This window comes from Franzmannia pantelleriensis (assembly GCF_900102875.1).
GTDB lineage: Bacteria > Pseudomonadota > Gammaproteobacteria > Pseudomonadales > Halomonadaceae > Franzmannia > Franzmannia pantelleriensis.
In genome coordinates this window covers 142,525-155,694 of record NZ_FNGH01000006.1, presented here as the reverse complement: position 1 = coordinate 155,694, position 13,170 = coordinate 142,525, and the positions used below count along the sequence as shown (strand labels likewise).

15 protein-coding genes are annotated in these 13,170 nt (G+C 64.5%); 4 read left to right on the top strand and 11 right to left on the bottom strand.

Annotated features, from left to right (window positions below):
* The first annotated feature begins 28 nt into the window (after positions 1-28).
* Both lexA and dinB read left to right on the top strand, forming a co-directional pair.
* Positions 29-676, top strand: coding sequence for a transcriptional repressor LexA (gene lexA, locus BLT16_RS09260; RefSeq protein WP_089658248.1), 648 nt, complete (start codon positions 29-31; stop codon positions 674-676).
* A 14-nt stretch (positions 677-690) separates the two neighbouring features.
* Positions 691-1,743: a DNA polymerase IV gene (dinB, locus tag BLT16_RS09255; RefSeq protein WP_089658247.1), complete on the top strand. Its 1,053-nt coding sequence runs from the start codon at positions 691-693 to the stop codon at positions 1,741-1,743.
* A gap of 23 nt (positions 1,744-1,766) precedes the next feature.
* Here dinB and BLT16_RS09250 read toward each other — a convergent pair whose 3' ends face one another.
* Positions 1,767-2,438: an energy-coupling factor ABC transporter permease gene (locus tag BLT16_RS09250; RefSeq protein ID WP_089658246.1), complete on the bottom strand. Its 672-nt coding sequence runs from the start codon at positions 2,436-2,438 to the stop codon at positions 1,767-1,769.
* Positions 2,439-2,456: 18 nt separating this feature from the next.
* A complete protein-coding gene (gene purU / locus BLT16_RS09245; RefSeq protein WP_089658245.1) occupies positions 2,457-3,311 on the bottom strand; it encodes a formyltetrahydrofolate deformylase in 855 nt (284 codons plus the stop codon).
* Between the two features lie 235 nt (positions 3,312-3,546).
* Between purU and BLT16_RS09240 the strand changes: the two genes are divergently transcribed.
* Positions 3,547-5,124 (top strand): ribonuclease J, encoded by a 1,578-nt coding sequence (locus BLT16_RS09240; RefSeq protein ID WP_089658349.1) that lies wholly within the window; start codon positions 3,547-3,549, stop codon positions 5,122-5,124.
* 77 nt (positions 5,125-5,201) lie between these two features.
* On the opposite strand, the gene BLT16_RS09235 is transcribed toward BLT16_RS09240, so the two are convergent.
* From BLT16_RS09235 to mobA, 7 genes are all read right to left on the bottom strand, one after another.
* Entirely contained in the window at positions 5,202-5,492 is a 291-nt protein-coding gene (locus tag BLT16_RS09235) for an H-NS family histone-like protein (protein WP_089658244.1), read from the bottom strand.
* A 172-nt stretch (positions 5,493-5,664) separates the two neighbouring features.
* Positions 5,665-6,651 (bottom strand): GTP 3',8-cyclase MoaA, encoded by a 987-nt coding sequence (moaA, locus tag BLT16_RS09230; RefSeq protein WP_089658243.1) that lies wholly within the window; start codon positions 6,649-6,651, stop codon positions 5,665-5,667.
* Positions 6,648-7,100, bottom strand: a complete 453-nt coding sequence (moaE, locus tag BLT16_RS09225) for a molybdopterin synthase catalytic subunit MoaE (RefSeq protein ID WP_089658242.1) — start codon at positions 7,098-7,100, stop codon at positions 6,648-6,650. Before moaE ends, moaA begins: the two co-directional genes overlap by 4 nt.
* A gap of 2 nt (positions 7,101-7,102) precedes the next feature.
* Positions 7,103-7,912: a cyclic pyranopterin monophosphate synthase MoaC gene (gene moaC, locus BLT16_RS09220; protein WP_089658241.1), complete on the bottom strand. Its 810-nt coding sequence runs from the start codon at positions 7,910-7,912 to the stop codon at positions 7,103-7,105.
* Between the two features lie 13 nt (positions 7,913-7,925).
* Positions 7,926-9,176 carry a molybdopterin molybdotransferase MoeA gene (gene moeA / locus BLT16_RS09215; RefSeq protein ID WP_089658240.1) on the bottom strand — a complete coding sequence of 417 codons (1,251 nt, stop codon included), beginning with the start codon at positions 9,174-9,176 and terminating at the stop codon, positions 7,926-7,928.
* Entirely contained in the window at positions 9,173-9,736 is a 564-nt protein-coding gene (gene mobB / locus BLT16_RS09210) for a molybdopterin-guanine dinucleotide biosynthesis protein B (protein ID WP_089658239.1), read from the bottom strand. The genes moeA and mobB overlap by 4 nt, the downstream gene beginning before the upstream one ends.
* Positions 9,733-10,362, bottom strand: a complete 630-nt coding sequence (gene mobA / locus BLT16_RS09205; RefSeq protein WP_245701564.1) for a molybdenum cofactor guanylyltransferase MobA — start codon at positions 10,360-10,362, stop codon at positions 9,733-9,735. The genes mobB and mobA overlap by 4 nt, the downstream gene beginning before the upstream one ends.
* Positions 10,363-10,595: 233 nt before the next feature.
* Between mobA and BLT16_RS09200 the strand changes: the two genes are divergently transcribed.
* The gene (locus BLT16_RS09200) at positions 10,596-11,177 is read left to right on the top strand and encodes a cupin domain-containing protein (protein WP_089658238.1); all 582 of its coding nucleotides are present in this window, start codon (positions 10,596-10,598) and stop codon (positions 11,175-11,177) included.
* A gap of 4 nt (positions 11,178-11,181) precedes the next feature.
* On the opposite strand, the gene BLT16_RS09195 is transcribed toward BLT16_RS09200, so the two are convergent.
* Together BLT16_RS09195 and upp are read right to left on the bottom strand one after the other, a co-directional pair.
* The gene (locus tag BLT16_RS09195) at positions 11,182-12,426 is read right to left on the bottom strand and encodes a uracil-xanthine permease family protein (protein WP_089658237.1); all 1,245 of its coding nucleotides are present in this window, start codon (positions 12,424-12,426) and stop codon (positions 11,182-11,184) included.
* Positions 12,427-12,503: 77 nt separating this feature from the next.
* Positions 12,504-13,133, bottom strand: coding sequence for a uracil phosphoribosyltransferase (gene upp, locus BLT16_RS09190; protein ID WP_089658236.1), 630 nt, complete (start codon positions 13,131-13,133; stop codon positions 12,504-12,506).
* Positions 13,134-13,170 lie beyond the last annotated feature (37 nt).

Below are 13,170 nucleotides of genomic sequence, written 5' to 3'. Positions count from 1 at the left end.
AACACCGCCACCCACTTGCGGAGGTCACATGACCCGCCCTCTCACCCCACGCCAGCAGAACGTCTACGACTTCATCGTCAAGACCATGTCCGAGCTGGGCTATCCGCCAACCCGTGCCGAGATCGCACGGGCCTTGGGCTTTCGCTCGCCCAATGCCGCCGAGGAGCACCTGCGTGCGCTCAACAAGAAGGGCGTGATTCGCATGGTGGCTGGCACCTCAAGGGGGATCCGCCTGCCCGCGCAGGAGCAGGACCCAGAGCCCGATGCCAGCCCCCAGCCCGGCCTGCCGATCATCGGCGAGGTGGCAGCCGGCAGCCCGATCCTGGCCGCCGCGCATATCGATCGTCACTGCCCACTGCCGCCGGAATACTTTACCCCACGCGCCGACTATCTGCTGCGTGTGCGCGGCCTGTCGATGAAGGACATCGGCATTCTCGAGGGCGACCTGCTCGCCGTGCACCGCACCGAGCGTATCCGCGATGGCCAGATCGTGGTGGCGCGACTCGACGACGAAGTCACCGTCAAGCGCTTCAAGCGCCAGGGGCATCAGGTGTGGCTGAGCGCGGAGAACGACGACTTCGCCCCCATCGAGATTGACTTGCGCCATCAGGAACTCGAGATCGAGGGCATCGGCGTCGGGGTGATTCGCGGCGGCAACGGCCAGGCACTGGGCTAAGCCTCACCCGCTCCATGCGCAAGATCCTGCACGCTGACTGCGACTGCTTTTACGCCGCGGTAGAGATGCGCGACCAGCCTGCGCTCCGCGAGGTACCGCTGGCGGTGGGCGGCAGCGCCGAGCGCCGCGGTGTGGTCGCCACCTGCAACTATCCCGCCCGCGCTTTCGGCGTGCGCAGCGCCATGCCCACCGCCAAGGCGCTGCGCCTGTGCCCCGAGCTGGTAGTGCTGCCTCCCGACTTCGCGCGTTACCGGGCCGTCTCCGAGCAGATCCAGACACTATTTACCGAGCTCACTCCCTTGATCGAGCCACTGTCGCTAGACGAAGCCTATCTGGACGTGAGCGAGGTCGAGCGTTTCCGCGGCAGCGCCACCTGGATGGCACGCTGGCTCAAGGAGCAGACCCTGGCACGCACCGGCATCACCCTGTCGGTGGGCGTGGCGCCGAGCAAGTTCCTGGCCAAGATCGCCAGCGACTGGGACAAGCCCGATGGCTTGACGGTGATTACCCCCGCTGACGTGGACGGCTTTCTGCGTACCCTGTCGGTCGCCAAGCTGCACGGGGTGGGACCTGCCACCACGGCCAAGCTCGAGACGCTGGGCATTCACACCTGCGACGATCTGCGTCAGCGCTCGCTGGCCGAGCTACTGGAACGCTTTGGCAAGTTCGGCCGGCACCTCTATCAACTCGCCCGGGGCATCGATGAGCGCGAGGTCAAGATCACCCGCGAGCGCAAGTCGGTCAGCGTCGAGACCACCTTCGACCACGACCTGCCCGACCTCGCCGCCTGCCGGCAGGCGCTGATGCCGTTGTTCGACAAGCTACAGCAGCGCCTGGCACGTCATGACCACCCGCCCAGCGACAAACGCTTCGTCAAGGTCCGCTTCGATGACTTCAGCCTAACCAGCATGGAGAGTATGGGAACCGCCAGCGACCCGCACGGCTTCCAGCATCTGCTCGAGCAGGCCTGGCAGCGCGGCGCGCGCCCGGTGAGGCTGCTCGGGGTCGGGGTCCGGCTGGTCCCCGAGGACGCTCAGCGCCAGCTGACGCTATTCGACGAGGGGTGAGCGATCACGGCGCTGACCAACCGCTATTTGGTATCGATGTAGCGCTGGGGATTGAAGGTCGCGACCCATTCAGGGTGATAGACCACCAGCACGCTGAGCAGCATGCCGCTGATAAAGGCCTCGGAGGGCATCAGCAGCGGCAGGAAGCGTGCATACTCCGAGGCCAGGAACCACGCCTCGGGATCATTGGCCCCCAGCCCCACGATAGCGACTGCGGTCATGCCGCTGGCCAGGGTGGCCAGCGCCGTGCCGAAAAAGCCACAGACGAACACGAACACTGGCAGATTGTCGGCGAGCCAGCGATCCACCAGTCGCCAGGCAATCACCATCACCAGTGCCGGCACCACCCCGCTGACCAGTACATTCACACCCAGCAGCGGCCAGGCCACACGCCCCAGCAGCACCATGGCGAAGTTGACCACCACGCAGATCAGCAGCGCCAGCGGTGCCTTGAAAATCAGCGTCAGCAGCGCTGTAAACACCAGGTGCAGGGTCAGCCAGTCCACCGCCTGAGCGCGCAGCTGCCATAGCAGCAGCACGGCAACCAGCGCAGCCAGCCAGCGATGCTGCAGACCAACGTCGACCAGCAGCGCCCGCCACGGACGCTGCGCAAGTGCCAGCCCCAGCACTGCGGCACTGATCAACCAGCCAATGCCCAGCATCCACGGCATCAGCACTACCTCGGCGAAGGTCATGGCGCGCTCCGTGATCGCTCAGGCGAAGACAACCGTTTTGTTGCCGTGAATCAGCACTCGGCCCTCGAGATGCCAGCGCAGCCCACGGGCGAGGACCGCTTTCTCCACGTCACGCCCGAAGCGCACCAGATCATTGGCAGTGTGGCAGTGGCTGACGCGGTGGATATCCTGCTCGATGATCGGCCCGGCATCCAGCTCTTCGGTGACATAGTGGCAGGTCGCCCCGATCAGCTTGACGCCGCGCTCATAGGCCTGATGGTAGGGTTTGGCGCCTGCGAAGGACGGCAGGAAGCTGTGGTGAATATTGATCACCCGCCCGGCATAGCGCTGGCAAAGCGCCGGCGGCAGGATCTGCATGTAGCGCGCCAGCACCACGCTGTCAGCGCCGGCCTCCTCCACCAGGCGCTCCACCTCGGCGAATGCCTGGGGCTTGGTGTTCGGAGTCACCGGCACCTGGTGATAGGGAATGCCGTGCCACTCGACCAGCGCGCGCAGGTCGTCGTGATTGGAGATCACGCAGGGAATCTCGCAGTCGAGCTCACCGGCGGTCCAGCGATACAACAAATCGACCAGGCAATGACTCTCCCGGGACACCATCAGCACCACCCTGGGCCGCCTGGTGGTATCGGTAAGCGCCCAGTCCATGGCGAACTCGTCGGCGATCGGCGTAAACGCCTCGCGAAGCTGCTTAGCGCTCAGCCCCACCGAGTCGGCGAGAATCTCGTAGCGCATGAAGAAACGACCGGTAGCCAGGTCAGAGTGCTGGCTGGCCTCGGTGATCGAGCCGCCCTGACGCGCAATAAAGCCAGACACACGAGCAACGATCCCGACCTGGTCGGGGCAGGACACTACCAGGCGATAGTAATCGGACATCGGGTAACCATCAGTAAGAAAACAAATACTCCAAGCCCCACTGGACTCGACGATAGTGTAACGAATTCAACGGCATCGGAATACGCGCGTTGTGGGGCCGGCGAGCCTTACCGTATGATGAAAGTCCGCTTCCATCAGGCCCCAGCCAGTCATGTCGCAACCCCGCATTACCGTTCGCCGTCGCCAGCGCCCGCCACTCAAGCTGCTGCCTCTCGGCGGCTGTGGCGAGATCGGCATGAACCTCACGCTCTACGGTTATCAGGAGCACTGGCTGGCGGTGGACTGCGGGATGATGATTCGCCAGGACCTACCGGACACGCCGCTGCAGGTGCCCAACCTGACGACCCTCGCCACCCAGGAGATCACGCCCCAGGCGCTAGTGATCACCCACGGTCATGAGGATCACATCGGCGCGGCCGCGTGGCTATGGCCGCGCTGGGGCTGTCCGATCTACGCCACCCCGCTGGCAGCCGGGCTGCTACGCGCCAAGTTTCACGAGCGCGGCCTGGCCAGCGACGCCATCCAGGTGATCGAGCCGGGCGAAGCGCTGGATAACGGGCCCTTCAGCCTGCGCTACCTGCCGCTGACCCACTCGATTCCAGAGAGCTGTGCACTGCTGATCATGACGCCACACCACAAGGTACTGCACAGCGGCGACTGGAAGCTCGATCCCGAGCCGCTGATCGGGGCCCCCATGGACCCGGCGCTGTTCCAGGCCCTGGCACCGATCGACCTGGTGGTCGGCGACTCCACCAATGCCACCCTGCCCGGCCATTCGCGCAGCGAGGGCGACGTGGCACGCGCGCTAGAACGCACGCTTGCTGCCTGCCCGGGCCGCGTGATCGTCAGCTGCTTCGCCAGCAACCTGGCGCGGGTGCTGGCAGTGGGTCGCGCAGCGGCGAATACCGGCCGCCGCGTCTGCCTGATGGGGCGCTCCATGGAGCGCATGGTCGGCGTGGCTCGCGGGCTAGGCTATCTTGACGACCTACCACCGCTGGTGCCGGTGCGCGACCTCGGCTACCTGCCGCCCGAGGAGGTACTGGTGATCGCCACCGGCAGTCAGGGCGAGCCGCGCGCTGCGCTGTCGCGGCTGGCGCAGAACCGCCACCCCCACTTCGAGCTGGTCGACGGCGACAGCGTGATCTTTTCCGCCAAGGCGATCCCCGGCAACGAGCGCCTGATCGAGCGCCTCCAGCACGGCCTGCGACGGCTAGGTGTCGCCCTCTTCGATGAGCATCAGCACCCTGAGCTCCACGCCTCCGGGCATCCCGCCCAGGATGAATTGGCGATCTTTTATGACTGGATCAAGCCTCGCCACCTGCTGCCGGTACACGGTGAACAGCGCCATCAGCAAGCGCATTCGGCGCTGGCCGAGCGCCTCGGCATCGCCGCCCCGCTGATTCCGGTCGACGGCGATCTGATACGCTTCGACGCTGATGGCCTGGCGCTCGAAAGCCGTCATCCGCAGCCTCCCTGCATCGTCAGCCAGAATGCCGTGACCCCGGCGCCGGGACTAAACGGCAGTGACACGACGCGTCGCGGCAGCCTGTTTTTGGCGATCACGGTAATGCCAGATGGCGATGGCTGGGCTCGTATCGGTCGCCTGGTGGTCGATGCCAGCGCCGCTTCACACCTCGATGAAGACGAGCTCGGCGACTGGCTGGACGATCAATTGGCGGCACTCTACGCCGACGATCTGGCCGACCTGCGTCGTCGGTTGCAACCACGCATGATCGACTATCTCGGCGAACGCATGCGCCATTTACCCACCGTCCATCTGCAACTGCTGGCGGGGGAACGCGTCGAACCATAGCTCGTTTCACCGCCCGCCCTACAACGAAAGGACGAACCCTTAGGCCCGCCCTTTCAACATACCCGAATAACTTTCGTTCAGCTTTTATTGGCGTTCTTCGGTGGACGGCCCCGACGACGCTTGGGCTGTTCACCCACCAGGTCATCCAGAGAAAGCCCGGCGTCATTGATGGCCTCACGAATCTCGGCCAGCTTGCGCTCCTTCATGGCTTCCTCTTGCTGGCGCTGCTTGTCCTCATCCTGCTTCTGTTCGATCACTTCGCCGATGACCTCGGCGAGCTTATGCAGTTGCTCCATGCTCAGCTGACGCGCGGCGGCACGAGCAACGTTCTTATTGCGAGCGATACGCTCCAGAGATTCGGAAGACATCGGCCTCCTCCATGTCGAAAGTCAAGGGATACGAACACGCGATACCTGGTTAAAAAGTATAAGCAGATATTACAACTTGGCAAGAAAAGACAAGAGAAAAAAACCGCCACTCTCAATCGATATGGCGGTCATTGACACATCACAAACCAGGATGAGCTGAGGGGGTTGAATACTATCCGCCGGTCATATTCATAAAGCGAACCACCTGAACATCACCGTCGGTGGTGAAATGATGGCGCTCGGGCTTGAGCGGCATGGCCTCGATAATGGCCGTCTTGAGCGCCTCCATATCCCCCGGATGACGGCGCAGCACGGCGCGAAGATCCACCGAATGCTCATTCCCCAGACATAGCAGCAAGCGCCCTTCCACCGTGACCCGTACGCGATTGCAGGTCGAGCAGAAGTTGTGGCTGTGGGGAGAAATGAAGCCAACCCGCGAGTCGCTATCGGCCATGCGGAAATAGCGCGATGGGCCGAGCGTGCTTTCGGTGGTGGGCACCAGCGGGTAACGCGCCTCAATCAACGCCTGGACCTCGTCGCTGGAGCAGAAAGTCTCGGCCCGCGAGTGATCTGAGACATCGCCTAGCGGCATCTCCTCGATGAAGCTGATGTCCAGCGCTTCGCGCCGCGCGAACTCAACCAGATCGAGGACCTCGTCATCGTTACGCCCCTTGAGTATCACCGCGTTGAGCTTGATACGTTCAAAACCGGCCTCACGCGCGGCACGAATGCCGTCGATTACCTTGTGCAGGTCCCCGGTACGGGTAAGCTGGCGAAACTTGTCGGCATCCAGCGAATCGAGGCTCACGTTGAGCCGCTGGAGCCCCCCATCGCGCAGGGTCCGGGCATGCTTGACCAGCCCGGCACCGTTGGTGGTCATGGCAAAATCCTTCAAACCCAGCGTGCCAATCTCAGACACCAACTGCTCGATACCGCGCCGTACCAGCGGCTCACCACCGGTCAACCTGACCTTCTCTACCCCGAGTTCAACGAAAGCACGCGCCACCATCGACAGCTCTTCCAGGGTCAACACCTGGGCGCGAGGCAAAAAGGTCATCTCCTCGCTCATGCAGTAGACACAGCGGAAGTCGCAGCGATCGGTCACCGAAATGCGCACATAGCGCACACGGCGATTGAAGTCATCGATCAGCGTCGTCATATGCTCTCCCAGCGGCGTGCAGCATGAGTGTCGGTGGCTCGTTCGGCCACCCAATAAGCACCGTGCCGGGTATGCTCTTTCTTCCAGAACGGCGCTCGGGTTTTGAGATAGTCCATGATGAAGTCGCAAGCCTCGAAGGCCGCACGCCGATGCGCGCTGGCCACCGCGACCAGCACGATGGGATCGCCCGGTGCGAGCCGGCCTACGCGGTGAATCAGGTGCACACCGTCGAGGGGCCAGCGCTGCTCGGCTTCGCTAACGATTTGCGACAACGCCGCTTCGGTCATGCCTGGATAGTGCTCGAGGCTCAGCGCTTCCACATCGGGTTTTTCGTTGAAGTCACGCACCAGGCCAGTGAAACACACCACCGCGCCGATATCACTGCGGCCTTCGCACAGCGCTCGCTGCTCGGCACCGGCATCGAAAGGCGCCTGCTGAATTCGAATCATCATCAGCCTCCCGTGACGGGGGGAAAGAAGGCCACCTCGTCACCTTCGGTCAGCGGCGTGTCGTCGCCGCCCATGACTTGATTGACGGCGCACAGAATGCGCCCCTCCTCGAGTAACACGAAGTTGGCATCGCGCGCCTTGAGGGCCAGTTTGAGCGCTGCGACATCCGGCCGCGCCAACGACGCAACGGGAATTTCCAGCTCACTGACGCCGAGCCGCTCACGCAACTCGGCAAGACACTTGACGCGCACGCTGCGCGAATCGGCGTGCGGACCGAGGCTTACTTCGCCACTGTAACAGTCATCGGTCACGATCTGGGCACCTGTGCTCGACGGCATCTCGCCGCGCCGATAATCGCCGGACTTTCCGCCCTGCTTGGAGAGCAGGCGAATCTCGCCGATCAGCATATCCTTGTCGACCGCCTTGCACATGTCATACAGCGTCAAGCAGGCCACCGACACCGCCGTCAGCGCCTCCATTTCGACGCCAGTACGGCCATTCAAGCGACAGCTGGCGGTGACCTCGACGCAGCTACGCTGTTCATCGAGGCGGAAGTCGACGCTGACCTTGGACAGTGCCAACTGGTGGCATAGCGGAATCAGCTCGTGGGTCCGCTTGGCGGCCTGTATGCCGGCGATACGCGCAGTGGCCAACACGTCGCCCTTGGGCAGGCCGCCGTCGGCCAGTAACGCCAGCGTTGCCGGACGCATCGTGATACTGCCGCCAGCCACCGCCTCGCGGCGACTCTCTTGCTTGTCGGCGACATCCACCATGTGGGCCTCGCCGCGGGTGTTTAGATGGGTCAGGCTCATAGCGTTGCATGCCTCATATCAGACTGTCGAAGGGTTGCACGGTGACCGCTTCTCCACTGGCCACCCCGGCACGCGAGGCGTCGATCTCGATCAGGCAGTTGGCGGCGCTCATCGACGACAGAATGCCAGAGCCCTGGGCGCCGGTACTGCGCACCCACAGCTGGCCATCGGCGTCGCAGCGGTAGATGCCACGCACGAAGTCGACCCGCTCCAGGCGGCTATCAAGCGCCCCCTCGGCACGCGCCGTCAAGCGCGGCGGCTGCCAGTCCGGCTCACCCTGCAGGCGCCGTAACACCGGCTGCACGAATTCGAGGAAGGTCACCATGACCGCCACCGGATTGCCGGGCAGCCCAAAGAAGGGCACCTGCCGCGGCCCCAGGCGTCCACAGGCCAGCGGGCGACCAGGGCGAATGGCAATCCGCCAGAAGCCGAGCTCGCCAAGCTCATTGAGTGCCGCCTTGATCCAGTCGGCCTGCCCCACCGAAACCCCACCGCTGGTGATCAGCATGTCGTGGTCACCGGCGGCCGCGGCCAGCGCGCTGACCACCCGCTCACGGCAGTCGGCAAGTATCCCCAGATCGACCACCTCGACGCCGAGCCGGGTCAGCATGCCGCGCAGCGTGAAACGGTTGGCATCATAGATGCCCGCCTCGGGTAACGGTTGTCCCGGCGCAGTGACTTCGTCGCCGGTGGAGAAGATCGCCACCCGCGGCCGGCGATGGACGCTGGCACCTGCCAATCCCAGCGAGGCCAGCAAACCGAGATGCTGAGGCTGCAGTCGCGTGCCAGCGTCCAGCACCCGCTGACCGCGAGCGATGTCCTCGCCGGCCTGGCGCACGTTCTGACCACGCCGCACGCGCTCGGCGCGACTGATCTCGACCGCCCGGTCACCATCTGCCGCGAGCTGTTCGCTCATGATCACGGTGTCCGCCCCGTCGGGCAGCGGCGCGCCGGTGGTAATGCGCAGCGCCGTACCGGCCGCCAGTGGCTGCGACCAGCGCTGGCCGGCCAGTACGTCGCCCACCACCGGCCAGCGACGCAGCGGGTGCTCGGGCCAGGCCAGCGCGATCCCGTCCATCGCTGCGTTGGTGTTCTGGGGGACATCGATAGGCGACACCAACGGCTCGGCCAGCACCCGCCCGAGTAGCGCCTCGAGGGGCACTTGCTGGGTCTCGAGTGGCGTCGCGAACAGGCCGTCCAACGCGGCGCGGGCCTCGCCAACGCTGAGCATGCGCTCGCCGAGCTCGAAGCACGACAGGCTCATGACGTCACCTCCCGTGGCCGCGCCTGATGGGGCCAATCCCGCTGCCAGGCCAGTATCCAGTCACAAAGCCGCTGATGATCGTCCAGATCGAGCCCCTCAACCTCCGCCGGCAGGTCCAGCGCATCGGGACTGGCGACCGCTCGCACCCAGGGATCGTCATGTGCCAGCAGCGGCTTGCCCAGCGCTGCGCGATGCAGCTCGAGCTTGGGCAGCGGCCAGGCCTTGAAGCCCTCGACCAGCACCAGGTCGGGGGCCAGCGGCGCCAGCTGGGCAAGCAGCTGCGCCAGGTCCGGTTCGCCGGCATCGGGCGTATTGAACATCAAGGCAGTGCGTGCCCGCGAGGCGATCAGCATCGGCGCGGCGCCGGCTTCGCGCAGGCGGTAGCTGTCCTTGCCTGGCTGGTCGATATCGAAGGCGTGATGGGCATGCTTGATCACCGCGGGCCTGATCCCGCAGGCCTGTAGCCGGGGCAACAGGGCCTCGAGCAAGGTGGTCTTGCCGGTGCCGCTCCAGGCGGCAATGCCGAGCAGCGGCAGCTGCGCATCGAAGGTCAGCGTCATCGGGATACCGTTGGCGTGTTCGCCGCCAGGCGCCGCTCGAGCGCCTCGCGCTCAGCGGGGCGATTGAGATTGGCAAAGGCCTCGGGGCAGTCGCTGAAGTCGACGTAGCAATCGTTGTGACGGGCATACCAGCGGTCGATCTTGCGCTCGCCATCGGCCAGTGCGGCGGCGAGATCGTCGGCCAGATCGCGGCGCATCAGCGCCACCACCGGGTGGGCTCGCTCGCCGTCGTGGGCTACCGCGATGTCGTGCGCGCCAATGCCTTGCCACAGCCGCGGCACCAGCGCCATGGGCAGCGCCGGGGTATCGCAGGGCACCACCACGACCCAGTCCTGGCGCGCGGCCAGCAAGCCGCTCCAGATACCCATCAACGGCCCCTGGTAGCCCGCTTCGCGGTCGCACACCACACGACAGCCCAACGCCCGGTAATCCTCCAGGTGGCGGTTGGCGTTGAGCACCACCTCCTCGACGTGGGGCTCCAGGCGCTCGCGCACGTGAGCGACCAGCGGCCGCCCCAGGAAGGTGCTGAGCCCCTTGTCGCAGCCGCCCATGCGCCGGCCTTCGCCACCGGCGAGAATCACGCCGCTGAGCGGCAGCCGCTGGTTCATCTCCACGCCCCTCGTCATACCATCTTCGCCTCGCGGCAGCCCATTGTCCGCTCCTTGACCTTGTCTCATATTGACCAAATGATCAAACCCGACAGGCGTTGTAAGTCTTTGTCTAAAGACTACCCCATGGGCGCTATCACTGCGACCGTCAGAGGCGCTATACAGGCCTAAAGTCATAGCCGATTCATCGGCTTATCTTTGTAGCGGGGACACGCTATCATGCCGTCAAGGATCTTCAACAAGGACAGCGCATGAGTGGTTTCGACGTCGGGGCACGCCTCAAGCAGTTGCGACTAAGGGCAGCGCTCTCGCAGCGCGAACTGGCCAAGCGTGCCGGAGTGACCAACAGCACCATCTCGCTGATCGAGCAAAACAGCGTCAGCCCGTCGGTCAGCTCACTGAAGAAGATACTCGATGCCATGCCGGCCTCGATCAGCGAGTTCTTCGCTGGTGAACAGAGCAGCCAAGAGAAGGTCTTCTACCGCGCCAGCGAACTGACCGAAATCGGCGATGGCCAGCTATCATGGCGGCTGGTCGGTGCGCGGCGACCCAACCGCAGCATGTCGATCATCCACGAGCGCTACCCGCCCGGTGCCGACACCGGCGACGACATGCTGGAGCACGACGGCGAGGAAGGCGGCGTGGTGGTGGCCGGTACCATCGAGCTCACCGTCGATGGCGAGGCGCGCCTGCTGACCGCCGGCGACGCCTACTACTTCGATTCGCGGCTACCCCACCGCTTTCGCAACGTCAGCGACAACGAATGCGTGATCGTCAGTGCCAACAACCCACCGTCGTTTTCTGATGGCAGTGGCGAGCACCACCACCATTAAAGGGTCATTCGCCCTCGCGTGCCGGCGGCAGGATCAGGTTGAGGACGATCCCCACCACTGCCGCCAGACTCACGCCCTGCAGGGTGAACTGACCGCCGCCGAACTGCATTCCGCCGATGCCGAACACCAGAATCAACGACACCACTACCAGGTTACGCGGCGCGGTCAGCGAGTGGCCAGCGCGCACCAGGGTGTTCATGCCGACCACCGCGATGGAGCCGAACAGCAGTACCATGATGCCGCCCATCACCGGCCCGGGAATGGTCTGCAGCACGGCGCCGAGCTTAGCGACGAAGGCCAAGAGGATGGCGAAGCAGGCGGCAACGATCATGTAGCGCGGATTGAAGGCGCGGGTCAGGGTCACCGCCCCGGTCACCTCGGAGTAAGTGGTATTCGGCGGGCCGCCGAACAGCGCCGCAGTGGAGGTGGCCAGACCATCCCCGAGCAACGTGCGATGGAGGCCGGGTTTCTCCAGGTAATTCTTGCGGGTCACCGAGCCGATCGCCACCATGTCGCCGATATGCTCCACCGCCGGCGCTATCGCCACCGGAATCATGAACAGGATCGCCGCCCAGTGGAAACTCGGTGCAGTAAAGCTGGGTAGCGCCACCCAGCTCGCCTCTCGCACCGGCGAGAAATCGACAACGCCCATGGCCAGCGCCAGCAGATAGCCGACGACGATACCGCCCATGATCGGAATCAACCGCAGCAGCCCGCGGCCAAATACCGCCAGCACCAGGGTCACCATCAGACTGATCATCGACAGCGTGATGGCCTGGCCGTAGCCGATATGCTCGCTGGTCTCGCCGCTGGCCATATCGACCGCCACCGGCGCCAATGCCAGCCCGATCACCATGATCACCGGGCCCACCACCACCGCCGGCAGCACCCGATGCAGCCAATCGGTGCCCTTGACACGCACCACTTGCGACATGGCGACATAGACGAGCCCCGCCGCCAGCAACCCGCCGAGGGTCTCGGAGACACCGAAGCTGGCGACTGAGCCCTGTATGGGTGCGATAAAAGCAAACGACGAGGCCAGGAATACCGGCACGCTCTGCCGCGTCACGGCATGGAATACTAGCGTGCCCGCCCCGGCGGTAAACAGCGCCACGCTGGGATCGAGGCCGGTCAGCAGCGGCACCAGCACTAGCGCGCCGAAGGCCACGAACAGCATCTGGGCGCCGGTCAGCAGCGTCTTGGGCAGGCTGGGCGACGGCTCCACTGGGGCCGCAGTCGAGTCGCTCATGGGTTGCTTCCTCTAGTCATCAAATTGTTGTGAACAAAAAAATGCCCCTCGAAAGGGGCGCAGAATGCATGTTGACGTCAGCGGGTGCCGAAGATCTTGTCCCCAGCATCTCCTAATCCGGGCACGATATAGCCGTTCTCGTCGAGGCGCTCGTCAATCGCCGCGGTGTAGATCTCCACCTCGGGGTAGGCCTCCTGCACGCGGCGAATGCCCTCCGGTGCAGCCACCAGTACGATCACCTTCATCAGCGGACAGCCGCGGGCCTTGAGCATGTCGAGGGTGGCCAGCATCGAACCACCGGTGGCCAACATCGGATCGATGACGATCGCCAGGCGCTCGTCGAGATCGTTGGTGAACTTCTCGAAATAGGGCACCGGCTCGAGGGTCTCCTCGTTACGATAGAGCCCCACCACGCTGATCCGCGCGCTGGGTATCAGGTCGGTGACGCCGTCCAGCATGCCCAGCCCGGCGCGCAGGATCGGCACGATGGTGACCTTCTTGCCCTTGAGCAGCTGCACCGGGATCTTGTCACCGCTCCAACCGTCGATCTCCTGGGTCTGCAGCTCGAGATCCTTGGTCGCCTCGTAGGTCAACAGTTTGGCCAGCTCACCAGCCAACTCCCGGAAGCTCTTGGTACTGATCCCCGCTTCGCGCATCAGCCCGAGCTTGTGCTGTACCAGAGGATGGTCGATGGCGTGAACGCTCATGGCGGAAGGCTCCCTCGTCAGGCTGACGTCTATTGGA